The organism is Lysinibacillus sp. NPDC096418 (genome assembly GCF_044762775.1).
Taxonomy (GTDB): domain Bacteria; phylum Bacillota; class Bacilli; order Bacillales_A; family Planococcaceae; genus Lysinibacillus.
In genome coordinates this window covers 1-24641 of record NZ_JBIWEY010000037.1, presented here as the reverse complement: position 1 = coordinate 24641, position 24641 = coordinate 1, and the positions used below count along the sequence as shown (strand labels likewise).

Sequence of the window (24641 nt, the reverse complement as noted above, 5' to 3'; positions counted from 1 at the left end):
ATGTGGAAATTTTCCAAGTAATACAACTTCCTTTCTAGAATACATATACTTCTATTATGGGGGATTTTGCTAAATTTATCAAAAGTAATTTTACCTCGGGAATGGTTTTTGAAACGAGTGAATAACCTATTAAGCAGGGGGGGTGTATGTATGCAAAAAGAACGACAAATTATTAGACTAGCATTGCGAAACATTCTAGTTTATCGCATCGATTATATTCAAGTTTTTGCACTCATTCGGCTAGTTCAATTTTTGTTTATTGTGCCTGTGACGTCATTGGCGTTTAAGCTTATGCTATGGGTAACAGGTTATACGCATATCACAGATCAAAATTTGTATAGCTTTTTAATGCACCCCTTAGTAATATGCATGATCCTTTTATGGATATTTATTGTGTTATTATTCATTTATTATGAAATGGGCTTGTTATTTAACATGGCATACAACCAGCAGCGAGGCATCCGCTATAAGTTTCTTGCAATTTGGCAGCAACTTAATCGGAAGGCTGTGTTTTTTTGTAGCTTTCAAACTATTTATTTTGCACTTTATATTGCGTTTCTTTTGCCGCTTGCATCTGTACTTCTACCACTTACTTTAACACAGGAAATTATAATTCCACATTTTATTATGGATGAATTGATGCAATCGAGTGTTGGCAGATTATTTTATGCAGCTGTAGCGGGTTTGCTTATTATTTTTGGTATTCGTAGCACGCTGACTTTACCAATTTTTACAATTCATTCGAAAACCTCTATCCGTCAATCTATCATATCCAGTTGGCATTTTTCTAAACGACGCTTACTGGAGTTGCTTATATTATTAGCGATGCTTTTAACAGGGTACTTACTTGCACTTTTCGGTATTACAGTTGTCAGTATGGTTCCGTTATATGTAATCGAGAGGCATATGCCGAGTTCAGCGCTAGTGACTGCAGGGCTGACGTTGGCGTTTTTAGAAATTATTTTTGTCGTCCTCTTTAGTTTACTACAAGCAATGTTTTCGCAAGTAATGGTCGCGATTACATATAATACGTTGAGTTTTAAGAAACTGAATATATCTCCAAATTTTGTGAAAAAGCGATATAAGCATATATTAATATTAGTCAGTACTGTATTCATTGTATTGAGCGTAATTAATATTGATTCACTAGAAAAAAGTGTTTATGCACCCGATACGAAAATCATTGCACATAGAAGCTATATGGGGGAAGGCGTCGAAAATACACTTAGTGGACTAGCAAGTGTGGCGAATACAGGCGCTGATTTAATCGAACTAGACATACAGCAAACGGCAGACGGGGACTTTGTCGTCTTTCATGATCGTACATTGCGAAGGTTAGCTGGGAAGTCCAGTACGGTAGCGAATATGACGCTTAGTGAGTTAACGGCTGTGACGGTTCATGCGAATGGTTTTAGTGACAAAATTACGTCTCTCGATGACTTTATTGAGACGGCACAAGCACTAGATATTTCGTTACTCATTGAACTGAAAATTCATGGCAAGGAAACAGAAGATGTCCTAGTTCGATTAGTTGAAAAGCTTCGTGCACATAAAGTCCTTGATAAGTATTACGTGCAATCAGCAAACTCAGAAAAGATGTTGCAATTAAAGAAACTAGCACCCAATTTACGTGTAGGGATTGTCTATGCACTAAATATTGGTACAAATGATGAAGTAAAGGTAGATTTTATTGCACTAGAAGAATCATCAGTGAGTGATCGTTTAATAGAAGAAATGCAACTATTAAATATCGATTTATTTGTTTGGACGTTAAACAAGGACCACTTATTACAAGAATATATTAGCAAAAATGTAACCGGTGTGATTACTGATCATCCAATTGTAGCATTAGATATTCGGTCCAAGCAGGGCAGAAATAAGTACTTCCTTGAAAGAGTACTAAACAGATTGGACTTTGATTTTCAAAAATATTTTGGTAGCTTTGTAACCTTTTTCATTTTAAATCGACTAATTCTTTGAAACATAACAAGGGAGAGATTTTGATGAAAATGAAAAAAGTTATTCCATTCGCAATGTCAGCATTATTAATCGGAAGTGCAGCCGCGTCACCGGCAGCTTTAGCAAACGGAGGAGAGGCAATTGTGACAAGTGATGCACAAAAAAACGAGGCACAAGTACAACCTATCTTTATTAAGATCGCAGGAACAATTGAAGATGTAGAAGTACGTGACAACGCGACATACTACACAACTAAAGAAGGTGAAAATACAAATATATTTGCCGTGAACAAGGACACACTTGTTTTCGATAATACAGGTAAAGAAGTGAAGCTTCAAAAAGGTGACAAAGTAACGGCATACACTTATGCAAACAAGCCGATGATTTTGATCTATCCACCACAGTACAGCCCGGAAGTCATTATCGTTGAAACAGAAGCAATGGGCAGTGTAGCTGTTGGAACGTTCGATAAAAACTTATTGAGTGAAGAGCTTTCATTGAAATTGAATGTTAGTGAAGAAACAAAAGTTTCAAGTTTATCTGGCAAAGATGTCACAATTGCAGATTTACCAGAGCAAAACTTACTCGTTTTCTATGCCATTACAACAATGAGTATCCCAGCACAAACACCACCAACAAAAGTCATTATTTTAGACAACGAAGAACAAGAATCAGCTGAAGTTACCCCTGCAAAAGAAGTTCCAGAAGCAGAGGTGGATCCAGCGGAAGCTGCTGTACAAAAAATAATTGCCTCTGATTTCCATGAAGTTGATGGCATAAAAATGGTACCACTACGTTTAATCGCTGAAGAACTTGGCTACAAAGTAGAATCAACTGGCTACGGTGCAATCGTTTCAAAAGGTGCGTTATCGTATACAATTACTCGTGGTCAAAAAGCGTACGGTTTCAACAAATCCCTACGACAATTTGACGTAGCACCAGCATTACTAGAAGCAACAAAAACATATGTACCAGTTACATTTGTAGAAGACTTATTGAACACTAAATAAATAATAAACCTCTACGGCCATCGTGCTGTGGAGGTTTTTTCTAGGTTAGACAATTCGGTGTGTTTAGAATTGAGTACTGCTCAGGTGGAGGAGAGATACGCTCGAGTATAGAGAGTGCCGCTCGGGTAGAGAAGAGATACGCTCGGGTAAAGTGTATTGCCGCTCAGGTGATAGGGAGGTTCGCTCGGATAAAGTGAAGAATCGCTCAGGTAGAGAGGAGTTCCGCTCGAGTAAAGTGAGTACCGCTCAGGTAGAGGGGAGTTACGCTCGGGTAAGTTAGTACCGCTCAGGTAGAAGAGAGATACGCTCGGGTAAAGTGAAGTGCCGCTCAGATGGAGTAGAGATACGCTCGGGTAATGTATTTTGCCGCTCAGGTGGAAGAGAGGTGCGCTCAGGAATCTACAACAGGATAAAACCAAACCCCAGCTAAACAAAGTGCTTAGCTGGGGTTTTCGTAGTCCTATTTATTTTGCGTTTGGATAAATCATTGTTGCTGGATCTACGTATTCATCGAATTGTGCCTCGGTTAAGATACCACTTGCAATAGCAGCTTCTTTCAATGTTGTGCCTTCATTATGGGCAAGTTTCGCAATTTTTGCTGCGTTTTCGTAGCCGATGTAAGGGTTGAGTGCGGTTACTAGCATTAATGAGTTTTGTAGATTACGGTCTAGTACCTCTATGTTTGGCTCAATACCAACTGCGCAGTGATCATTGAATGACTTCATTGTATCAGCTAGTAGGCGCGTGGATTGCAAGAAATTATAAATAATAACTGGTTTAAAGACGTTTAATTCAAAATTTCCTTGTGAAGCGGCAAATGCGATCGTTGCGTCATTTCCGACAACTTGTGTGACAACCATTGTCATCGCTTCACTTTGTGTTGGGTTTACTTTTCCTGGCATAATCGAAGAACCTGGTTCATTTTCAGGTATGGTAATTTCGCCAATACCAGAACGTGGGCCACTTGCTAACCAGCGTACATCGTTGGCAATTTTCATTAAGTCTGCAGCAAGTGCTTTTAAGGCACCATGTGCAACAACGGCTTCGTCATGACTCGTTAAGGCATGGAACTTATTTGCTGCTGATGTAAAACTTTTTCCAGTGATTGCGCTAATTTCTGCTGCTACACGGTCTCCAAATTCAGGGTGAGCGTTAATACCTGTGCCGACCGCAGTTCCACCGATTGCGAGTTCCTTCATAAACTCAATGTTCAGACGGATCATTTTTTCCGACTTTGCTAGCATTGCTGACCAGCCACTGATTTCTTGACCTAATGTAAGTGGGGTAGCATCTTGTAAATGCGTGCGTCCGATTTTAATAATATCTTTAAAATTCTCCGCCTTCTCGTCCAATGTTGTTTTGAGTAGGCGAAGACGAGGTAGTAGGTAGTCTTCTACTTTTAGAACAGCTGCAATATGAAGAGCCGTTGGGAAAGTATCGTTCGAGCTTTGCGATTTGTTGACATCATCATTAGGATGAATGAGATCAGCCTCGCCAGCATCTTTTAAAATTTGATTGGCACGATGCGCAATCACTTCGTTCACATTCATATTAGACTGTGTGCCACTACCAGTTTGCCATACGACAAGAGGGAATTGGTCGTCCCATTGTCCGTTCAAAACTTCATCTGCTGCTTGAACAATTGCAGTAGTTTTTACATCTGAAAGTTTGCCAAGCTTATTGTTCGCGAGTGCTGCACCTTTCTTTAAAATCGCCATCGCCTGAATCAACTCGATTGGCATTTGTTCTGTACCGATACGGAAGTTCTCTTTACTACGCTGTGTTTGAGCGCCCCAAATTTTGTCTGCAGGTACTTTGATTTCACCCATAGTGTCTTTTTCAATACGATAATCCATTCCAAACAACTCCTTTGTGTATGTAAATCAATTTCGCCATGGCGTAATAGAGGCTTTAATTTTATTCAGTGGACGTTTAAAGACCGCTGAATAAATTAAAAAACGGATATTCTTAGTCTGATATAAGAATATCCGTTTGATGCATGCTTATTCAAAAAAAGAGGGGGATTTTGTTTAAGCATTGGAGAAAAGAAATAATCTATTGATAATGATAATCTTTATCAATTAAAAAGTCAACGGATATTTAATATGAAAATTAAAACAATTGAGAATATCTATTAAACATAGTATAGAAACATTTTCCTATTACTCGCGTTGTTATTCAAAATACCAATTAGGAGAGGCTATTTATGCAAACAAATGTTAATTTTTTTATTCGCATTTGGAACAGGGGTGATGAGCTTTATTTCGCCGTGCGTGTTACCTTTGTATCCAGCCTTTCTTTCATACATAACAGGTTTGACGATCAGAGAAATTCAAGTTGAGCAAATGACTAAACGCAAAACAGCGATACTCCATATATTAAGTTTTTTAATAGGGTTCTCACTTATTTATTTGATTTTAGGTTATAGTGCCTCTTTACTAAAGGGATTTTTTCTGAATTACGGTGAATTCTTTAGACAATTCGGCGCGATCTTTATGGTGTTATTTGGGATTATAACGCTAGTGATTTGGCTGCCTAAGTTTTTAATGAAAGATTACGGAGTACATATTCAGCATCGGCCTGCAGGCTATATTAGTTCAGGTGATAGGATTTGTGTTTGTGGCTGGTTGGACACCTTGTGCTGGACCGATATTAGGTGCAATTTCACTTATGGTGTCACAAAATCCAGGGGAAGGAATGGGGTATGTGGTTGCTTATATATTAGGGTTTCGTATCCCGTTTTTCACGCTATCCTTTTTCATTTCAAAACTAGCAATTGTTAAAAAGTATAGTCAGTCATTTATGAAAGTGGGTGGCGTCATTATGATTGTTGCTGGACTGCTACTTTTCTTTGATCAAATGGTCATTTTAATCGTATATTAGCACCAATTTTCGGAGACTTTACCGGTTTGTAATTTAGGTAAATCATAAAAGCGTCTCAATAGTTTTTGAGACGCTTTTAACATAGGAGAAACTTATCTTCTTTTCTTCCCAAGTTCCTTTGTGACTATTTTCTTTTTAGGCTCTTTTTCATAAATCACATGTACATGGTACTGGTTTTCATCCATCTGAATAACTTCTAGAACTTTTGCTTTTCGACCTTTAATTTTGATTAATTCATCGACATCAGGTATACGCACGACAAATTGATTTAACACTTCAATTTTATTTTCATAAAAATGAATCACCATCATATTTTACGGTCTCCTTTTTAATAAAGTTACAACTAACATGAGTCAATTTATGTTGTCAGTGAAAAATATAGAACGTGTAAAATAATGATGTGAGGGTTATGGTCAGTGAGATATCTGTTACAATCCACTTTTAACGTACATATAAATTTAGGGAAAAGCTGAAATCTAGATGTGTTATTTTTGAGCATTTACGTTATTCCGGTTGTAATGTTTTATTACAATGTTTGGATATTATTTATCTCAACTAGTTACGCAAAATAAAAAAGAACTAAAAGGACGAGAAGGACAACTTAGAAAATGGATGATTTATTAACTTGGATTAAACATGATTCGTGGATGACGAGAATCAGTAGCTTTTTTCTCATGGCAATGTTAGCATTTTTACCTGCAATTCCAATCCCCTTAGTAGCTGGCATTATCGCAGCGACCTATTCAGTTCCAGTTGCATTATTCATCAGCTTAGGTGGTACTGTGTTTGGCTCAATCTGCATGTTTTTTCTTTGTAGGTATGCATTTCAAAGGAATGCGCTAAATCAAGTCCAAAAATGGCAACGGCTTGATGGATTTTTTTCAATTACTCGGGCGCAATGGCTTTTTAGCAATCCTCATCAGTAGATTAATTCCTATAATGCCTTCAGCTGCAATCAATGCCATTGCAGGTGTAACAAAGGTTCATTTTGGGTCATTCTTTCTTGCTACAGCACTCGGAAAGTTTCCAACGATGCTGGCTTTCACGTTAAGAGGTGCTCGATTTGGAAAGAATCAGCTATTAATTGGTATCATGATAGGTCTATATGTTATAGTGATATTTCTCATTGGTTTGAAATTAAGAAATAAATGGGCAAGAGGATGATCAAAAGTGCATTTGATCATCCTCTTTTAATATTTCTATCCATAAATTTTAACCATTTTCGTTGTCGCCAACTACTTATAAAATAAACAAAAGTAGAAATCACTATTAACCCACCTGAAACTTTCGATAATACAGGATATTGTAAATACATGCCGGAAAAAGTACCTACAAATCCTAGGACACCTAATATAAAGGTATATTTTTTTTGATTTTCATAAATTGAGAAATAAAACTCCCTTTGTTGAAGTGTTTCTTTTTGAGCCAATAATCGCTGGGGTGACTCTATTAAATCTTGAACCGAGTGGAAGATTTTAAAAATTGGTAGTGCATTTATCCACTGTAAAACAGACTTCCAGTTATTTGCGCTTCCTTGTTTGAGCCAGTCAGAAAATGCTGGTTTAATGATGTCTAGAATCTCATTATTTGGGTTAATGGTTAGGAGCATGCCTTCTATTGTAATGAAGGAGCGCCCTAAAAAGATAAATCGTGTAGGTACTTGGATAGGTAGTTCTTTGACAATATCATTCATCTCTTTCTTTAAAGCAAATAAATCCATTTCTTTTACCTGATTAAGATCAAGGGTTAATATGTCTTTAAGTAGATTTTCAATTATTTTGAGATTGGCCCCTGGCAATAAGAAGCCTAAATCTCTTAATGCCTCTGCTGCTTGTGCAAAATTTTTCAATAAGATGGCTTGAATCAAATTTTGGAAGTGGGTAGCATCTTTTCTTGATATTTCACCGACCATGCCGAAATCAAGAAGTACAATCGTGCCGTCTGATTTCACCAATACATTTCCTGCATGAGGATCAGCATGGAAAACGCCAGCTTCTAACCATTGCGGCAGAAAAATGCGGATTAAACGCTGCGCCAATTCCTCTCGATTGATCTGAGCAGTATCTAAAAAATCTACATCCGTTATTCTAACGCCATCGATCCATTCCATTACTAATACCTGCTGAGTGCTAATGTCGGGATAAACTTTGGGAATAGTTAGGTATTGATAGGATTCAAAACGATTGCGAAAGTGATGCATGCTTTCTAATTCTTTCTTGAAATCTAATTCACGTTCAATTACGTATTTTAGTTCTTTGAATAGCATTTTAAAGTTGATAAATCCTTTAGGAACTGGGGCAAAGTGATGCGCAAACCAAATAATGATGGCTAAAGAACGAAAATCGATTCGCATAATTGAAGGGATTGATGGACGTTGAACCTTAATGGCAACCTGTGTTCCATCCTTTAATATCCCGCGATAAACCTCTCCTATGGATGCTGAAGCCACGGCTTTAGTTTCGATTGTAAGTAGTACGTTTTCAATAGAATTTCCCCATTCTTTTTCTAGTACACTTTTTATTTCTTCCCAAGGGGATGGGGGTACCTGATCCACTAAATCTTGTATTTGATCGATAAAACTGCTAGGAATCAAATCTTTGCGAATGCTTAAAAATTGCCCGACCTTAATTAACACTCCTTCTAACTAAAAAGTGTCTGACGGAATTGTCCTCCAAGCTTCTCCCATAATGCATTCCATTCCACATCAGATTTTTTACGAATACGATACCAATAGACTTGAAGGAACATAGAAAATGCAAAGGAAAGTATCTTCCACATTCGAAACCAACTTTTTCGATTTTTCATATCGTTATCATCAACCCCGCGTAGTAGAATATTTTTCCTTAATTATATACAAAAAGGTATTATAAGGTAATGAAGAATTGTCCATGTTGAAAATTTATAAACTTATTTTAAATAAAGGTGAATTTTTATCTTAATAGATAGAGGGAAAATCAGGATGTAGGGGGGACGGTAGATTTTGCGAATAATAGTCTACTAAAATGATTAATGTATGTAATGTTGCTTTTTGATGATGAGTCTTAGTAATTATAATAATAAAATAATGCATTAGGTTGTCTTACTGCTGGCGAGGTAGTAGCGTTTGAAAACAACTGATTTTGCCTACCATCACAAGACGTAAAAAAGAGTCAAATTCAATAATCGATTTGACTCTAGTTTCTATTGTTAAAACTATTATATATTAAACGTTAAAAACATTTTTAATGAAGGGGCTGTTCTTTATATTCTTCCAGCCAATACGGATAATATGGGTTATCCCACATCGTCCCATCATAATATGTAACACTCTTTACACAAGATAGAGTTTTTGAAATGCCATGTGGATCATCAAGATTCCATCCAACATCATAACCGTATGTCGCTCCTGCAACGATATTTACATCATCCCCATGACCTACAAATTCATAATCACCTCCAGAAAAATTAAATTGCGTTTTGATTTTAACTGGGTATCCATTATGGTCATAGCCTAAGGAACCAACATTCATAGATTTAATTGTTTTATCAGATTGATTTTTAATAATTACTTGAATCATATCAGGATATATCGTTTTAAAATCATCAGATTGTGAAATGATTTTAGAGCTGTTCACAATGACTAATTGAGCAGCTTTAGCATTTGTAATCTCTTGTTTTTTTTCAATAGCCTTTTGCTCAGCTAAATTTTTCTCATAGATTGCTAACTTCGCGGAAATATCATTATCATTTGGAAGTAATTCTGATGCCTCTTTTAGTGAAGAAACCGCGGCATCAAAGTCTTTAGAAGTCGCATTTTTTTCACTTTGCACCAACACATCTTTTTTATAGTTTTCTAAGATGTTTTTTGTTTCACTTTGAGCAGATTGATAATTTTCATCTTCTTTCACAACTTTTTTATATGCTTTGATAGCCTCTATATAATTTTTTTCCTTCTGAAATTCCCCGGCAGATTTATAAGCAATTCTTGAGTAATTCAATTGCTTTATGTAGATAATAGTTTCATTTACATCTGAAGTAATTAATTTTGTGTTCTTAATGGTTTCTAATTTTTCTATTGCCTCATCGGCTCCAATTTGTTGCTTTGAAAATGACTCTTTTATAGAGGTAACCTCATCAATAAGAAATGCTTTTACTTTTTGTTCGCCATCTATATCTCCTCGTATTTCTTGATTATATATTTCCGTCGCTGCTTTATAGTTATTACTTCTAATTTCATCTTTATACGTTTTCACAGGATTGTTAAAATACATAAATAGTGGTATTAAAGCTATAATCGCTAACAGTCCAATAATAGAGCTGAAAATGAGTTTTTTATTATTAAGCTTATTATTCTTTAACTTTTTATCGATTTTTTCCTCATTTTCTACAGTCGATAAGTTTGTACCACATTTACTGCAAAAAATACTATCATTTTGATTATCAGCACCGCATTTGTTACACTTCATTCCATTTCCTCCTTCGGAATTATCAGTAATATTTTACCACATTATTCAATGGTGAAAATTAATTTATTAATTGTTTTTTTGAGAGGGAAGAAAGAGTATTTGAATTTTAATTGGGGGATATCAATATCTATATAAGAAGAGAATGATTGCGCAAGAATCTAGGCAATACACTATCAAAGTGGATAATGCTAACAACTAAAAGATCTACATCATTGGAGATGTAAATCTTTTAGTTTGTTGTTTTTTATAAATCCTTACTATATTGAAAACTGTTCGTGGTTTATTTCTATATAACAGGGAACATGATATTATTGTACCGAACATAGGCTATGGTTATGCTAGAACGAAATAAGAATAGTTACTGTAAGGGTAACTTAATAATGAAAGTTGTTCCTTTACCTATTTCACTTTGGACCATAATTCGCCCATTGTGGATATCAACAATTTTTTTCACTATGGATAAACCTAGGCCACTTCCGCCATTTGAACGCACTCTTGCTTGATCCGCTTTATAAAAACGTTCGAAAATATATGGCTTATCTGTATCAGAAATACCAATTCCAGTATCAGAAATTGTTACAACAGCTTGTTGTTCTTTCTCCTCAAGATAAATAGTCAACTTACCGTAGTCAGGTGTGAATTTTATACTATTATGAATAAGATTCGTCCAAACTTGACTCATCAAATCATCATTAGCAAAAAGGGTGACCTTCTCTAATTGAATCTCAAGTTCTAATTTTTTTTGAGACCAGTTCGGTTCACTCGCTAAAATAATTGTACGTAATTGTTGGTCAAGAGGATAATTAATTTTTTCAACTACGTGATTTTCAGCTTCAAGTGAGGTCAACTTCAATAAATTATCACTTAGCTTTGATAATCGGCGACTTTCTGTTTCGATTATGGTTAGATAGCGCTGTTGCTGATCTTCTGAGAGTTGTTTGTGCTGCAAGGCTTGTGCGAATCCGACAATTGACGTGAGTGGTGATTGAATTTCATGAGAAACATTGGAGATAAATTCCTGGCGCATATCCTCCATTTGTTGTAGTTGCTCGACCATATGATTGAATTGATCGACTAGGTCTGTAAATTGATTTCTTTCATGCATTTTAATATCTAAATAGACATTAAAATCACCATTCGCAATTTTTCGTAATGCTGAAACGATTTCAAGATAAATATTTTTACGCTTATTAGGTAAGATAAAGTGCATAATCATACTAATTAAAGTCATGAATAATAAACCTGTAATTATTGTTAAGATAAAGCGAATATAGCTTGAAGTTGGGATATGGAGATGTTCGATTAAAAAGTAAGCAACTGAAAAGCTACTTACAATAAAAAGTATGAAAAACACCGTACCTAGTATTGGTTTTATAATAGGTTTCTTCATCATTCGTTCAGCTCCAAGCGATAGCCTAATCCCCAAATCGTTTTTATACGAAATGAAAATTCATCTTCTGGGAATCTTTCACGCAATCTTTTGATATGAACATCAACGGTACGCTCATCCCCTTCATAGTCATAGCCCCAAATATCTTCAATCAACTGTTCTCGAGAAAAAGTTTTACCAGGATAATTACCTAGTTTAAACAATAACTCAAATTCTTTTAAAGGAATCGTGTAATTTTTATTATTTGCTACAATTTCATATGTTTGCCGATTCATTTTTAGTTCACCAATGAAAAGGGTATGGGAGAGGGCGATGTTGTAACGTTTTAATAATGCTTTTACACGTACCACCAATTCTATTGGTTCGAATGGTTTCACAAGATAATCATCCGCACCAAGGTTGAAGCCTTTTACTTTTTGGGAAGTTTCACCTCTAGCCGTCAACATTAAAATAGGAATATTACTGAAAGTACGAATTTCCTGACAAAGCTGCCATCCATCCATATTCGGCATCATGATATCGATAATTGCCAAATCTATTTTTACCTTCTCAATTATGGCAAATGCTTCGACACCATCAGATGCTTCAAAAATATCAAAGCCTTCCTGGGCCAAAAAGAGCTGTAATAGCTCTCGAATGTGTGCATCATCATCAGCGATTAATAGTTTTGTCATGCATTTTCATTCCTTTCAATTGATTAGGCAACTTCAATTGTGTGTAATTGCTGATCGGCAAATTCGCGGTATAACGCATGTGATTTGTATAGTTCTGTATGAGTACCACTGCCTGTTATGATTCCTTTTTCAAGGAAAATAATTTGATCTGACTCAATTATAGTAGACAAACGGTGTGCAATAACAATCGTTGTGCGGCCTTTCATTAAATCATTTAACGCCTGTTGGACGACTTTTTCGGATTTACTATCAAGACTAGAAGTTGCTTCATCTAACATTAAAATTTGGGGGTTTCTTAAAAATGCACGAGCAATCGCGATACGTTGTCTTTGCCCACCTGACAGTTTCATACCTCTTTCGCCAACTTCAGTATTATAACCATTAGGAAGGTCAGAGATAAACTGATCTGCGTATGCCATTTTTGCAACCATAATTAATTCTTCATCCGTAACTTCTCGGTCTAAACCATACGTAATATTTTCTCGTATTGTCCCTGAAACGATTGGATTTTCTTGTGACACATAACCAATTTGACTACGCCATGAATGTAATGAGAAGTCGTTGATTGATTTGCCATCAATGGAAATCATGCCGTCACTTGGTGTGTAATAACGTTCGAAAAGAGAGAATAGTGTAGTTTTTCCACTACCACTAGGCCCGACGATTGCTGTTACTTTACCAGCTTCTACGTTAAAGGAAATGTCTTTTAATATTTGATCTTTATTATTGTAGTTATAGTTTACATGTTCCACTTTGATGGTTTGATTCATTTTTTGAACTTCTTCAGTTGCATCTCGTTCCTCGTCCTCATCTAAAATGGCAATTATTCGTTCCGTTGCGCCAGTTGCTTTTTGAAGGTGGGTAAAGAAAGTAGCCATCTGCGCCATAGGCATGATGATTTGGAATAGGTACATGATGAAAGCCACTAATGCACCTGTAGTTAACGCACCAGAAGAGACACGCATACCGCCATAACCTAATAATAAAACAAGCAGCGTCATCATAACTAAACTTATGATTGGTCCAAGTACCGATTGTACTTTTGCTTCTCTTAAGCCATAGTGAAACAAGTTCATAATTCTTAGTTTTCCATTTTGAAATTCAATTTTTTCAGCATTAGAAGATTTCATAAGACGAATTTCTGATAAGACTTGTTGCAGTACTGCAGTGAATGTAGCTGTCTCATCTTGCATGCCTTTTGAAATTTTGTGCATTGTTTTACCAAGTGGAATTAAGATTAAAGCAGCAAGCGGGAAAGCAATAAACATAATTAATGTCATTTTCCAATCGAGGATGAATAAGACAATGACGGAGCCGATAATGGAAATCGTACCGGCAATAAAGTTTGCTAAATGCTCAGAGATTAATTCCTTTACAATGGACGTATCATTTGTCATCCGACTAACGGTTTCACCTGAAGGGTGTTCGTCAAAGTAGCGAACAGGTAAAACAAGTAACTTTTTCCAAAGCTTCTCCCGAATACCCGCAACAACAGATTGACCGATTCGATTTAATAAGTAAATAGAGAATCCACTCGCTAACGCCTGTGCAATAATTGCTATGACCACGATTGTTATATTGCCTGCATTTATGGAACTAATAGAAAAATCATTGACGAGGTTTGCGGTGAATAGAGGGACTAATAATCCAACTCCTGTCGTTGTTAAGCTAAGGATCAACGCGATGAAAATCATAATTTTTGAAGGTTTTGTTTCAGTAATTAATCGTAGAAACTGACCTAAGCCTTTTTGTTTTTTAGTATCTTTCATGTATAAACTTCCTTTCAATTCGTGTTTACAAAAAGCAGTATATAAAAAAGTTGTGAACTGAATATGAACTGAAACAAATTGATATTTACCACTAGGACAAATAAAAAATTCCCACAGAAGTGCTAGGCTAAGGACACTATTGCCGACGTGGTGGCATAAAAGCTACGATAAATGCAAGATACACACCATATTCAAAAAAACGTTTGTTTCTAAAAGTAAGTATTCTCTTAGCTAAAAGATAGTAGATTGATGAATAATTCAGAAAAATAATACCTAAAATAGCAAATTTATACTTGACTCAAATTAACTGAACATTCAAACTGTAGTTGTTGCTAATAAAAATAGTGAGGAGTGGGGATATGGAATTTTTATCTTTTAGACAAACAGAGGATATTGCTTTTGTTACCTTAGAAAATCCGATTGAATATAATACTTTAACAATGAAATTACTACAAGAACTAGATGAACTATTAAGAAAAATTGGTAATGAGCGTGAGGTAAAGGTTGTCGTAATTGAAGGATCTGAAAAAGTATTTTGTGCGGGGCATAGTTTAAGAGAAATAGAAGCTAAAACGGAAAATGAAGTGTTACAGCTATTTCAGACTTGTCAGCTTTTAATGCGGACAATGAGAGAAATTCCGCAGCTTATTATTTCGAAAGTACGAAAAGCTGCTGTAGCGGCAGGATGCCAATTAGTTGCAGCTAGTGATATGGCTATAGCAAGTGATGATTCGAAATTTGCTACTCCTGGCATTAATAGTGGTCTATTTTGCAGCACACCAGCTGTATTCCTAAGTAGAAATATTGGAAGGAAAAAGGCAGTAGAATTATTATTCACTGGAAACTTTATGTCTGCAGAGGAAGCTTTACAACATGGCTTAGTGAACAAAGTGGTACCTTCAGAGCTATTAGATGAAGCAGTTGAAAAATTAGCGAAGGATGTAACAAAGCAAAGCTTAAACATTATTGAATTAGGAAAACGACAATTTTATCAACAACTTAATATGGAAGATTTCCAAGCACTCAATTATGCAACTGAAGTCATTGCGCTTAATAGTAAACATCCTGATGCTCAAGAGGGGATTAATGCCTTTTTTGAAAAAAGACCGCCTGTATGGAAGGATACAAAAAAACAGTATGTAAATGAATGATTAGCGTAGATGGCGATGTGAATGTAAACTAGCATTGGATGTATTGTCACATATGTTAATTACAGTTGCATCGCGTTTGGAAATGAATATTGAATAAACCCGAGAATCTTTATGGTTCTCGGATTTTTCACATTAAAAAGTTAATTTAAGACAGCGCCGAGCAAAGTGTACCGAGAAGAGGGGATATTAGAAGGGCCCTATTAGATATAGTTTTTTAGTATCTAATAGTGATAGAATTCAATGAAGGAAGAATTTTGGAAACTAACTCATAAAAATGAAACTATTTAACATGAAGCTCGTAAATATAGTTATTATTACAAATAAAATAAGTTGAGGTGTTTTAAATGGAGGTAAGTAAGAAGGAATATATCAAACCTGACAATTTTGGAAGTGAATTTAAAAATCGTGAATTTTCTGCGATTTACAAACAAACAGCAAAGGAATTTCAGGAGCTTGTAACGATTGAACAATTCACTGAGATGTCCGCATCCTTTAATAGTGGGGTAGAGTACTATCAGCTAGAAAGTCGTACCTCTTTAAATAATTATATAACACAATATTTATGGTTGGATGATAGCCGAGAAAAAGAAATACGCGTGTCTTTTGATACTAATGATGCAATCTTAAGTTTATACCTTGGATTGTTTGTTTCATATCCAGAAAGTGATCAGAATTATACAAAAAATACATATATTATGCCAATAAAAGACGAGTGGTTTGTGGTATGGGGCGGAACAAATGAATTTTTAAACTATCATTATGTACATGAAAGTCAAAGATATGCGTATGATTTAATCATTATGCAAGATGGAAAATCTTACAAGGATTCAATAAACAAAAATGGAAATTATTATGCTTTTAGTCAAGAGATTTTAGCACCAGCAGATGGTAAGGTCGTGAAAGTATTAGAGGGAATTGAAGATAACATACCTGGCGAAATGAATTCAAGCCAACCTGAGGGCAATTGCGTCATTATTGAGCATGAAAATAATGAATATAGTATGCTAGCACATTTAAAACAAAATTCCATTGTTGTGAAGGAAGGAGAAGTTGTAAAGCAAGGACAATTGATTGGCTTATGTGGAAATTCAGGAAACTCAACAGAAGCTCATTTACATTTTCAAGTGATGAACTCCTCTGATTACTCGAGTGGTCAATCTATTCGTATCCGATTTTTGAATGACCTCGAACCAATACAAGGCGATTTTGTAAGTCCGCATGTGCAGAGGTAATATAGTTGTTTAAAAATCCTTCTTCCACAAACGAGGTTAGTTCAATAGGAAGTCTCGCAAGATTTATGTGGATTTACAACTTTATGCCAATAAAGTACCAAAACGACGCTTTGAGAAGCTTAATAAAATTGAGAATACAACCTCAAAAAATGAGATAATAAACAATTTATCAATAAAAGTTGGTGTAACGAATGCAGAAAAAAATATTATTTTCAATAACATTTGCACTTATTGTAATGATGTCTGTTTTTATCATAAATAGAATTTTACCTAATAATGATATGCGATTTATTTTAATTGGCATTAGTATTACGATTATTCTCGGGTTTTCTCAATACTTAAGTGATAAATGGTTTGCTAAGAAAGAATAAAACTAGTTTTCACTATTTATCCTATATCACGTAATCCGTAGAATAATTTTCACAATGAATGTTTATAAGATTTATAAAAAAACGTTCCCAAATGAAAGTAACAACTTTTAAAAGCCTTATTACAATAAAAATGTAGTAAGGCTCTTGTTTATTATAGCGAAATTAAACACTTTTTTTGCTCTGCACAACAAAATAGCATTTAGTAATAAAGGGACGAATTCTTTATTATTGACTGGATAGTGGACCACAGGTGATAAACGATAAGACCTTTGTTCATCCAACTAATTTTTGTATTTGTCTTTTTTAAAAAGCTTGACGCGGGTGACTAATTGATTTAGTGTATATAGAAATAATTAACAATGATTGGAAGTAGTAATGAATATTGTTTGCCTTGCAGAGAGATGATGGTTGGTGAAAATCATCGCAAACGATTCGTGAACTCGTCCAGGAGTTTTTGTGCTGAAAATAGTAAGCATGAACGGCAGCTACCGTTATAGTCTAAGTGAGCTAATAAGCTAAACAGAGTGGTACCGCGGATAACTTCGTCTCTATATTTTTTAGAGACGGAGTTTTTTTATGGGGAAATACTCAGTTTTTATGAAAAAGGAGGAAACAACAATGGAAATTACGAAAAAACGAATGGCGGCAATTGGCTTAATAGCATTGGTAATATCAGCATTGCTAACTGCGATAAGCCAAGTGTTTTATGCCAAACAAGTGCAACAGGTACCGACGTTTTTATTTACAGGCATTAGTTTTTTCCTTACAGCTGTTTATTTCTCTTTTTTTGCAAGGAAACATAAGCAGGAAAACCAATGGCAGGGAAATATCGGACAAATTGTGAAATTGAATATTGCATCTGTATTGACGTTTATGGGCTTTTATTTCGCTTTAAAATATGTAGAATCAGCAATTGTTAGTGCACTTGAAATGGGAATCGCACCACTTTTTGTTTTATTGCTCGCTGTTTTTGCGAAAGAATCGATTCCGAGAGTGCAATGGATCATTGCAACTGGTACATTATTTGCATGTATATTTTTAATAGTGGCCGTTCTTAGTGGAAACTCTGCGGTGAAAATGGAAGTGACATTTCCGGTTATACTTAGCTTAGTAGCAAGTGTTGGCTGCGGTATTGGGGCAGTGTTTTGTACGAAGTATTCAAAGAAACTAAGTGAGGCAGGTTGGACTTCATCTATGATTTTGACGCATCGTTATTATGGCATAATTTTATTATCTTTTGTGGCAACTTATGATAATTTCTTCAATTATTTCTCAGGAAATATTTTGTGGATAATCGCTGTAACGGTAGTGGGTGTCATGCTTCCGATGTACTTATTACAACTAGGTATTCAGCATTGCTCATCTTTAATGGTAATGATGAGTTTATGCTTTGTGCCAGTCTTTACTTTCTTCTTTCAACTGTTCGATCCAAGGCTATCTTGGTCGCCAATTTCATTCATTGGCATTCTTCTATTATTTATTTTAGGTGTCTGGAGTTTATTAGTTGAAAAAAGGGCAGTTCACGTGGAATGATATAGTTGTAATTGAGAATGCTGTTGGTGAAGGAGATGCACAGGTGTATTTGAAATCATGTAAGGTGTTACAGGAAGAGATTGTGAATAAGCGAAAATATCCTTTTGATATTCCAAGTTTGCGGGATTTAGAAGAAATGGAGTTTCCAACGAATGTTACGTTCTTCGTGGGTGAAAATGGCTCTGGGAAATCTACTTTGCTAGAGGCCATTGCAGATCGCTGTGATTTTAATACAGCAGGCGGCGGCAGACAAAATACGTACGAGGTACATAAAGCAGAATCAGCTCTTGGAGAATATATCCGCTTATCGTGGTTGCCCAAAGTATCAAGTGGCTTTTTCTTACGTGCTGAGACATTTTATCAGTTTGCCAGCCATATTGATCAATTAGAGGAACTAGATTGGATAAAGTATGCGGCATATGGTGGCAAATCCTTGCACCAGCAGTCACACGGTGAGTCGTTTTTATCACTATTTATGAATCGATTTAAAGACAAAGCAATATATTTACTCGATGAGCCAGAAGCGGCATTATCGCCAACAAGGCAGCTAAGTTTGCTGAAAATCATGAAGGATTTAGAACATGAGGCACAGTTTATTATAGCGACGCATTCACCGATTTTACTTGGTTATCCGAATGCGACGATTTATAGTTTTGATGAAGGAAATATTGAATCAATTCGTTATGAAGACACGATTCATTATATCGTGACGAAACGATTTTTAAATGCACCAGAAACAATTTTTGCAGAGTTATTTGACGAGGAGCGAGAACGATGAATCAGCGAAAAGGACTAGTCATGCGCGAAATTAAGCAAGATGAAATGGCGCAATCGATTGATTTACTTAATTATGTTTTTCAAATTTCATTGTCTATGAATAAGGATAGACGCTTTGTCAATGCAAAAAGTAAGCAGTTTGACGAGGGACTTGCAATTGGTTGGTTTGATGGCAAACAGCTTGTGTCTCAAATTTTGAATTTACCATTCCAAGTAAATGTTCATGGCAAAGTGTATGAAATGGGAGGAATTACGGCAGTCGGCACGTACCCAGAGTATTCAGGATTTGGTTTAATGGAAGGTCTTATAATGGAGTGCTTACAGCGAATGCGTGATGAGAAGCGCTACATTTCTTATTTATTCCCATACTCTATTCCGTATTATCGTAAAAAGGGATGGGAGATTATGAGCGACATAGTGGAGTTCCAAGTGAAGGATACGCAGCTTCCTCATTATGCTGGCTTGAATGGGAAAATACGTCGTGTAGAACCGAAACATCATGATGTAATGGACATTTATGCGCGTTATGCAATGAAAACACATGGTGTAATGGTACGAAATAGTATTGCATGGAATGAAAAATTCCAAGAAGACTTCTGGGAAGAAAAATTCATTGATAGTGATGTGAAGCTACAGGCTGCTGTGTATTACGATGAAGATGATGTCCCACAAGGCTATTTGTTCTACCGGATAATGGAAGAAAATTATTATATTGATGAAATTGTTTATATGCAAGAAGAGGCGCGTAAAGGATTATGGAATTTCGTTTCTGCACATCGCTCAATGGTGTACAATGTGTACGGCAAAACAACGGGAAATGAACCCGTTGCATTTTTACTTGAAGATAGTGAAATTATTCAAAAAGTGTCACCGTATTTCATGGCCCGTATTGTGGATGTGAAGGAATTTTTACTGCGCTATCCATTTGCACGAAGTACTTTTAATATTCGTATAGCAGTATCTGATCGTATTGTAGAATGGAATCATGGCACATTTGACATTTCCGTGTTAGACGGACAAGTTGTCGTTGAAAAAGTGAGCGATAAGTTAGAAGAAAATGCCGTGCAGTTGACGGTACAGACACTTGCTACGATGTTTTTAGGATATAAACGACCAAATTATCTAGAGAAGATTGAACGTTTACAGGGAGATCCATTAGCGATTGTATTGCTAGAAGAAATACTTCCAGTAGGTATTCCTACATTTATTGACTACTTTTAAGAAAAAGACAGTGACCCTCCACTATAATGTATGGCATACTTTATAGCGGAGGGGAATTTTATGCCAAAATGTATTGAATGCAAGGAGAAATGGACGTGGAAACAATCGATGCGAACAATCGTGTCTTTTTCGCGTTTTCATGCATGCCCACACTGTGAGCAAAAACAAATGTTAACTTCAATGACACGTATTTCAATCTTATTACTAGTGTTTGTGCCGTACGTCGCTATGCCATATGTAATTGATGATGAAGTAAAAAGTTCAGCAGTAGCAATTGGCGTGGCCATCTATTTATTTGCACTACTTATGATGATGCCGTATTTAATGGATTTACGGGCAATCCCAAAGCATTTGCAAAAATACGCACAAAAGTAATACATAGGATAGCTTTCACTGATATTGGGTGAAAGCTTTTTTGTTAACGATTAAAATGAGTAGAAAATTGTTTATAGATATAAATATTTTACAGGGAGGTTTACATATTGGATGATTTTTTTCTGCAAGACATCTATTTAGAAAACGCAAAAATTAGAATGGTCCCTTTTTCTATTATATATAAAGAATCGTTGAAGGAAATCGTTTTCGACGAGTCAATTTGGACATACATGGGTTTTGCTATTCGAACAGAAGCAGAGTTAGAGGAATACGTACGAGTAACTTTGCTTGAAAAGTTGGAAGGCAAGTCTTATCCATTTATTATTCTAGACAAGGAAAGTAAGCGCGTTGTTGGCAGTACAAGGCTTGGCAATATTAACTTTCGAAATAAAAGATTAGAAATAGGATGGACATGGTACGGAAAAGAATATCAAGGAACTGGTATCAATAAAGCTTGTAAATATGAATTATTAAAGTATGTTTTCGAGCAGATGCAATTTAACCGAGTTCAATTAAGTGCAGATATAGATAATAGTAGATCCCAAAAAGCGATATTAAAGATTGGTGCGAAACAGGAAGGCATTTTCCGTCATAATTATATAGACCAGCAGGGAAATAAAAGAGATGACGTCTATTTTAGTATTATTGCAGATGAATGGCCAGATTTGAAAAGCGAACTATTTAGTGAATTTGTAAACTATTTAAAATCTCACACGCTATAAGAAACAAAAAGGAGGCACTGATATGAAATCAGATTAAAAAATGTTTCTCTTGTGTACATTTATTCTGATTTTCACCTATTGCTTATGCCAATCAAATTGGTAAGGAGCTGGTTAGAGATATGTACGGCAGGTAATATATCATTTCCTTTACGATTACGATGCGAAAATAAGTTGTTAGGAATTAATCGTTATGTCTTCGAGCAAAATTAGAAGAATGGATTTTAGTTGCTACAAAAGCAGAAAAGATATGTATTGAAAGCGGGGGAGAAGCGTATTTTGTAAACTTTCATTATCAAAAATGCTAGAGCAAATGCCATTAAACGATTACCAGGACAACAAAGATTAGTTGCGCTCATCCCTTGGTCAGAAGCAATTCAAAACAACTGTTTTATCCTAAAAATCCTACATGTAAATTATCTTTTTTCTAAATAGAGCAAAACGCTATACAAAAATTGCTTTAAGATAAATGTAACAATATATTTTAAGATTTTTGTAAGAAATGAGTAAGAGGAAATTTATTTTTGTAAGGTAAAATCAGGTTAGTAGAAAAAGGGAATTTGAACAGATGGATGTGATTGGATGAGGAAAATAATTGTAGGTGGGATGTTAGTTTGTGCTGTAGTTTTGATATGTATGGGGTCTATTAATTCATTTTCTACAATGGTTTCTGTACTGGAGGAAGAAGAATTTAAGGTCGATGGTATCGAGATGTTGAACTTTCAAACAACTGCAGCAGATATTGAGATTAAATCGAGTTCAAGCGACCATATCGCAGTGAAATTAGAAGGGAAGATCAAGAAGAAGTTAAAAGATAAATTTCGGGTGAAGATAGATGAAGATGGTGTTCAGCTGAAAGTTTCGTACTTATCAAATGATAACAGCCTAGGAATTCAATTAGGAAGTGAAAGGGATATGACTCTAAGAGTGACGTTGCCTGAAAGAACTTATAAAGCGTTGTCGGTGCATACAACGTCAGGGAATATTGAGGCCGTAAGCGTCTCAGCTGGAAATATTAATTTAAAATCAGCTTCAGGAAATCAAGATATTAAAAAGTTTACATCTGAAGATACTTTATCGATTCAATCTACAAGTGGTGATATTGAATTAGAACGAAATATGATGAATAACTTCTCAATTGGGTCAACTAGCGGCAGTGTGAAAATTGAAGAATTGGTTTCTCGAAGTGGGAAAATAACTACAAAATCTGGGGACGTCAAGGTGTTAATTGAGGAAATGATTAATTCGCTAGATGTGATTACAACAAGTGGGGATGTCAGAACAACTTTTAAAGACAATCCTGAATCACTCAAGATTGATTTTCAAGGGGATTCTGGGGAACCAGACATTAAGCTGAAGAACATTATGTATGAAGACAAAAGTGAAAATAGTGCTATTGGGTTAATCGGTGATGGTATTAAAATATTAAATGTTAAAACTACATCTGGAGATTTTACAGCGGAATAAGGCTTTGAGGTTAATCACTCTGATTCTTGTTAGACCTTATAGGAACGTACTCTTTTCATGTTCTTGACCATTATTTGTTAATAAAAAACATCCAAATACCATCCATGCAGATGGCATTTGGATGTTTTTTTCTTTATAATATGTTAGAATATTCATGATAATTATTAGGTAGTGAAGGGATGATGTTTAGATGGCAGAAACGGAGAAAATCACAATTAATATGAATGTAGTAGACTTAGGACAAGTGGATTTGTTAGTAGAACAAGGTTTTTATTCAAACCGAACTGATTTTATTAAAACCGCTATACGTAATCAAATAACTTCACACTCTAAAGTTATTGAAAAAGTGATTACTGATAAAGCATATTTAATTGGAGTAACGTATTATGATCGAAAAACATTAGAGCAAGTAGCTGAGAACAATAAAGTTTTGGATATTAAAGTAGTAGGTATGTTGGTTTTAAAAGAAGATATAGATGTAGAGTTGGTAAGGAAAACGATAAAATCAATACAGGTTTTTGGAGTTTTCAAAGCGAGTCCTGAATTAAAAAAAGCATTAAACCAGTAATCAGAGGGGAGAATACTTATGAATAAAATTTTACTGGAAGAATTTGGGGACTGTTTTCTTAATGGACAATTTTCGGATATTTATCATCAATCAACTGATGAATTTAAACATACAGTAACTTTTGTGCAATTTGTTGATTATGCTACAACATTTAATGACGGAGTCGAGAAGTATAGTCTGCATATGCAAACAGGATTAAAGGAAGATATAAGTCTATATATTTGGTTAGATAACAATAGACAAAAGGCGATTAGTGTATTTTTTGATGGGGATGGAATCATTTATGGTGTAAATCTTGCTCCTTATGTTAACTATCCTGAAAGTGACCGAAAATACACAAAGAATACTTATATTATGCCGATTAAAGAGGAATGGTTTGTTTTCTGGGGTGGCATAAATCAGTTTATTAATTATCACTATGTCTACGAGGAGCAAAGATATGCTTATGATCTGGTCATTTTAAAAGAAGGCAGTGCGTACAAAGATTCCCCCGATAACAATGAAAACTATTACGCTTTTAATAAAGAAATAGTAGCTCCGGCGAACGGGAAAGTGATAAAAGTGATAGACGGGATCAATGATAATAAGCCAGGAGAGATGTATCCTGATATCGCTGAAGGAAACTGTGTAATTATTGAACACGCAAATAATGAATATAGTATGTTAGCCCATTTAAAATATCATTCTGTTATCGTTAAAGAAGGAGAAATGGTAAGTCAAGGTCAAGTTATAGGTACATGCGGAAACTCCGGTAATTCAACAGAAACCCATTTGCATTTTCAAGTAATGGATTCCCCAGATTATTTGAATGGAAAATCAATCCGTATCCGTTTTAAAGATAGTATTGAACCAATTCAAGGTGATTTGATTTATCCTTCTAAAACTACTGAATAACTTATGTTGTACCACAGTTAAATTTGTTACTGACCAGTCGGGGCCCTTTTCTGAAGTAACTAAAGCCTAATCTCTCAATTATAACACCAGAGAAATTAGGCTTTTAATATGGTTCTATAATATTTGTTGGGGTTTTTACACAATTACAAGCATGAAAAAAACACAGATTCACCGATTTATATATACTTGAATTGTCAAGAAAC

At 35.3% G+C, this 24641-nt stretch carries 23 protein-coding genes, 1 pseudogene and 1 other annotated feature; of the genes and pseudogenes, 15 read left to right on the top strand and 9 right to left on the bottom strand.

Translation table 11 applies throughout. The features are described from left to right. The first annotated feature begins 150 nt into the window (after positions 1-150). Together ACIQZG_RS20445 and ACIQZG_RS20440 are read left to right on the top strand one after the other, a co-directional pair. A complete protein-coding gene (locus tag ACIQZG_RS20445) occupies positions 151-1980 on the top strand; it encodes a glycerophosphoryl diester phosphodiesterase membrane domain-containing protein (RefSeq protein ID WP_402757326.1) in 1830 nt (609 codons plus the stop codon). Between the two features lie 23 nt (positions 1981-2003). Beyond that, the gene (locus ACIQZG_RS20440) at positions 2004-2969 is read left to right on the top strand and encodes a stalk domain-containing protein (RefSeq protein WP_402757324.1); all 966 of its coding nucleotides are present in this window, start codon (positions 2004-2006) and stop codon (positions 2967-2969) included. Between the two features lie 464 nt (positions 2970-3433). On the opposite strand, the gene fumC is transcribed toward ACIQZG_RS20440, so the two are convergent. Further along, complete coding sequence (gene fumC / locus ACIQZG_RS20435; RefSeq protein WP_402757323.1) at positions 3434-4825, bottom strand: class II fumarate hydratase; 1392 nt, start codon at positions 4823-4825, stop codon at positions 3434-3436. Positions 4826-5185: 360 nt separating this feature from the next. Between fumC and ACIQZG_RS24575 the strand changes: the two are divergent. Further along, positions 5186-5356: pseudogene (locus ACIQZG_RS24575) on the top strand (cytochrome c biogenesis protein CcdA); the annotation flags it as partial. Between the two features lie 232 nt (positions 5357-5588). Then, positions 5589-5852 carry a sulfite exporter TauE/SafE family protein gene (locus ACIQZG_RS20425; RefSeq protein WP_402757321.1) on the top strand — a complete coding sequence of 88 codons (264 nt, stop codon included), beginning with the start codon at positions 5589-5591 and terminating at the stop codon, positions 5850-5852. A gap of 92 nt (positions 5853-5944) precedes the next feature. Here ACIQZG_RS20425 and ACIQZG_RS20420 read toward each other — a convergent pair whose 3' ends face one another. Together ACIQZG_RS20420 and ACIQZG_RS20415 are read right to left on the bottom strand one after the other, a co-directional pair. Beyond that, the gene (locus ACIQZG_RS20420) at positions 5945-6163 is read right to left on the bottom strand and encodes a hypothetical protein (protein WP_402757320.1); all 219 of its coding nucleotides are present in this window, start codon (positions 6161-6163) and stop codon (positions 5945-5947) included. Between the two features lie 290 nt (positions 6164-6453). Next, a complete protein-coding gene (locus ACIQZG_RS20415) occupies positions 6454-6579 on the bottom strand; it encodes a hypothetical protein (protein WP_402757318.1) in 126 nt (41 codons plus the stop codon). A 116-nt stretch (positions 6580-6695) separates the two neighbouring features. Here ACIQZG_RS20415 and ACIQZG_RS20410 point away from each other — a divergent pair, with 116 nt between their 5' ends. Further along, on the top strand, positions 6696-7016 hold the full coding sequence (locus tag ACIQZG_RS20410) for a VTT domain-containing protein (RefSeq protein ID WP_402757365.1): 321 nt from the start codon (positions 6696-6698) through the stop codon (positions 7014-7016). Between the two features lie 16 nt (positions 7017-7032). On the opposite strand, the gene ACIQZG_RS20405 is transcribed toward ACIQZG_RS20410, so the two are convergent. From ACIQZG_RS20405 to ACIQZG_RS20380, 6 genes are all read right to left on the bottom strand, one after another. Continuing rightward, positions 7033-8487 carry an ABC1 kinase family protein gene (locus tag ACIQZG_RS20405; protein ID WP_402757316.1) on the bottom strand — a complete coding sequence of 485 codons (1455 nt, stop codon included), beginning with the start codon at positions 8485-8487 and terminating at the stop codon, positions 7033-7035. Positions 8488-8492: 5 nt separating this feature from the next. Continuing rightward, positions 8493-8657 carry a hypothetical protein gene (locus ACIQZG_RS20400; RefSeq protein WP_402757314.1) on the bottom strand — a complete coding sequence of 55 codons (165 nt, stop codon included), beginning with the start codon at positions 8655-8657 and terminating at the stop codon, positions 8493-8495. Positions 8658-9073: 416 nt separating this feature from the next. After that, entirely contained in the window at positions 9074-10297 is a 1224-nt protein-coding gene (locus tag ACIQZG_RS20395; RefSeq protein WP_402757312.1) for a DUF5780 domain-containing protein, read from the bottom strand. A gap of 358 nt (positions 10298-10655) precedes the next feature. Beyond that, positions 10656-11690, bottom strand: a complete 1035-nt coding sequence (locus ACIQZG_RS20390; protein ID WP_402757310.1) for a sensor histidine kinase — start codon at positions 11688-11690, stop codon at positions 10656-10658. Beyond that, positions 11687-12361 (bottom strand): response regulator transcription factor, encoded by a 675-nt coding sequence (locus tag ACIQZG_RS20385; RefSeq protein ID WP_402757308.1) that lies wholly within the window; start codon positions 12359-12361, stop codon positions 11687-11689. Before ACIQZG_RS20385 ends, ACIQZG_RS20390 begins: the two co-directional genes overlap by 4 nt. Positions 12362-12384: 23 nt before the next feature. Continuing rightward, positions 12385-14130, bottom strand: a complete 1746-nt coding sequence (locus ACIQZG_RS20380) for an ABC transporter ATP-binding protein (protein WP_402757306.1) — start codon at positions 14128-14130, stop codon at positions 12385-12387. Between the two features lie 359 nt (positions 14131-14489). Here ACIQZG_RS20380 and ACIQZG_RS20375 point away from each other — a divergent pair, with 359 nt between their 5' ends. From ACIQZG_RS20375 to ACIQZG_RS20330, 10 genes are all read left to right on the top strand, one after another. Continuing rightward, positions 14490-15281, top strand: coding sequence for an enoyl-CoA hydratase-related protein (locus ACIQZG_RS20375; protein WP_402757304.1), 792 nt, complete (start codon positions 14490-14492; stop codon positions 15279-15281). A gap of 344 nt (positions 15282-15625) precedes the next feature. Then, entirely contained in the window at positions 15626-16513 is an 888-nt protein-coding gene (locus ACIQZG_RS20370) for a M23 family metallopeptidase (RefSeq protein ID WP_402757302.1), read from the top strand. A gap of 721 nt (positions 16514-17234) precedes the next feature. Beyond that, positions 17235-17437: a binding site (T-box leader), on the top strand. 65 nt (positions 17438-17502) lie between these two features. After that, the gene (locus ACIQZG_RS20365) at positions 17503-18417 is read left to right on the top strand and encodes a DMT family transporter (RefSeq protein ID WP_402757301.1); all 915 of its coding nucleotides are present in this window, start codon (positions 17503-17505) and stop codon (positions 18415-18417) included. 43 nt (positions 18418-18460) lie between these two features. Then, positions 18461-19195, top strand: a complete 735-nt coding sequence (locus tag ACIQZG_RS20360; RefSeq protein ID WP_402757363.1) for an AAA family ATPase — start codon at positions 18461-18463, stop codon at positions 19193-19195. Then, positions 19192-20415 carry a GNAT family N-acetyltransferase gene (locus ACIQZG_RS20355; RefSeq protein ID WP_402757299.1) on the top strand — a complete coding sequence of 408 codons (1224 nt, stop codon included), beginning with the start codon at positions 19192-19194 and terminating at the stop codon, positions 20413-20415. The genes ACIQZG_RS20360 and ACIQZG_RS20355 overlap by 4 nt, the downstream gene beginning before the upstream one ends. Positions 20416-20475: 60 nt before the next feature. Beyond that, the gene (locus tag ACIQZG_RS20350; RefSeq protein WP_402757298.1) at positions 20476-20790 is read left to right on the top strand and encodes a TIGR04104 family putative zinc finger protein; all 315 of its coding nucleotides are present in this window, start codon (positions 20476-20478) and stop codon (positions 20788-20790) included. Positions 20791-20897: 107 nt separating this feature from the next. Further along, complete coding sequence (locus tag ACIQZG_RS20345) at positions 20898-21512, top strand: GNAT family N-acetyltransferase (protein ID WP_402757297.1); 615 nt, start codon at positions 20898-20900, stop codon at positions 21510-21512. A 579-nt stretch (positions 21513-22091) separates the two neighbouring features. Further along, a complete protein-coding gene (locus ACIQZG_RS20340; RefSeq protein ID WP_402757296.1) occupies positions 22092-22976 on the top strand; it encodes a DUF4097 family beta strand repeat-containing protein in 885 nt (294 codons plus the stop codon). 190 nt (positions 22977-23166) lie between these two features. Then, complete coding sequence (locus tag ACIQZG_RS20335; protein ID WP_402757295.1) at positions 23167-23544, top strand: CopG family transcriptional regulator; 378 nt, start codon at positions 23167-23169, stop codon at positions 23542-23544. Positions 23545-23562: 18 nt separating this feature from the next. Next, entirely contained in the window at positions 23563-24438 is an 876-nt protein-coding gene (locus ACIQZG_RS20330; protein WP_402757294.1) for a M23 family metallopeptidase, read from the top strand. The last annotated feature ends 203 nt before the right edge of the window (positions 24439-24641 follow it).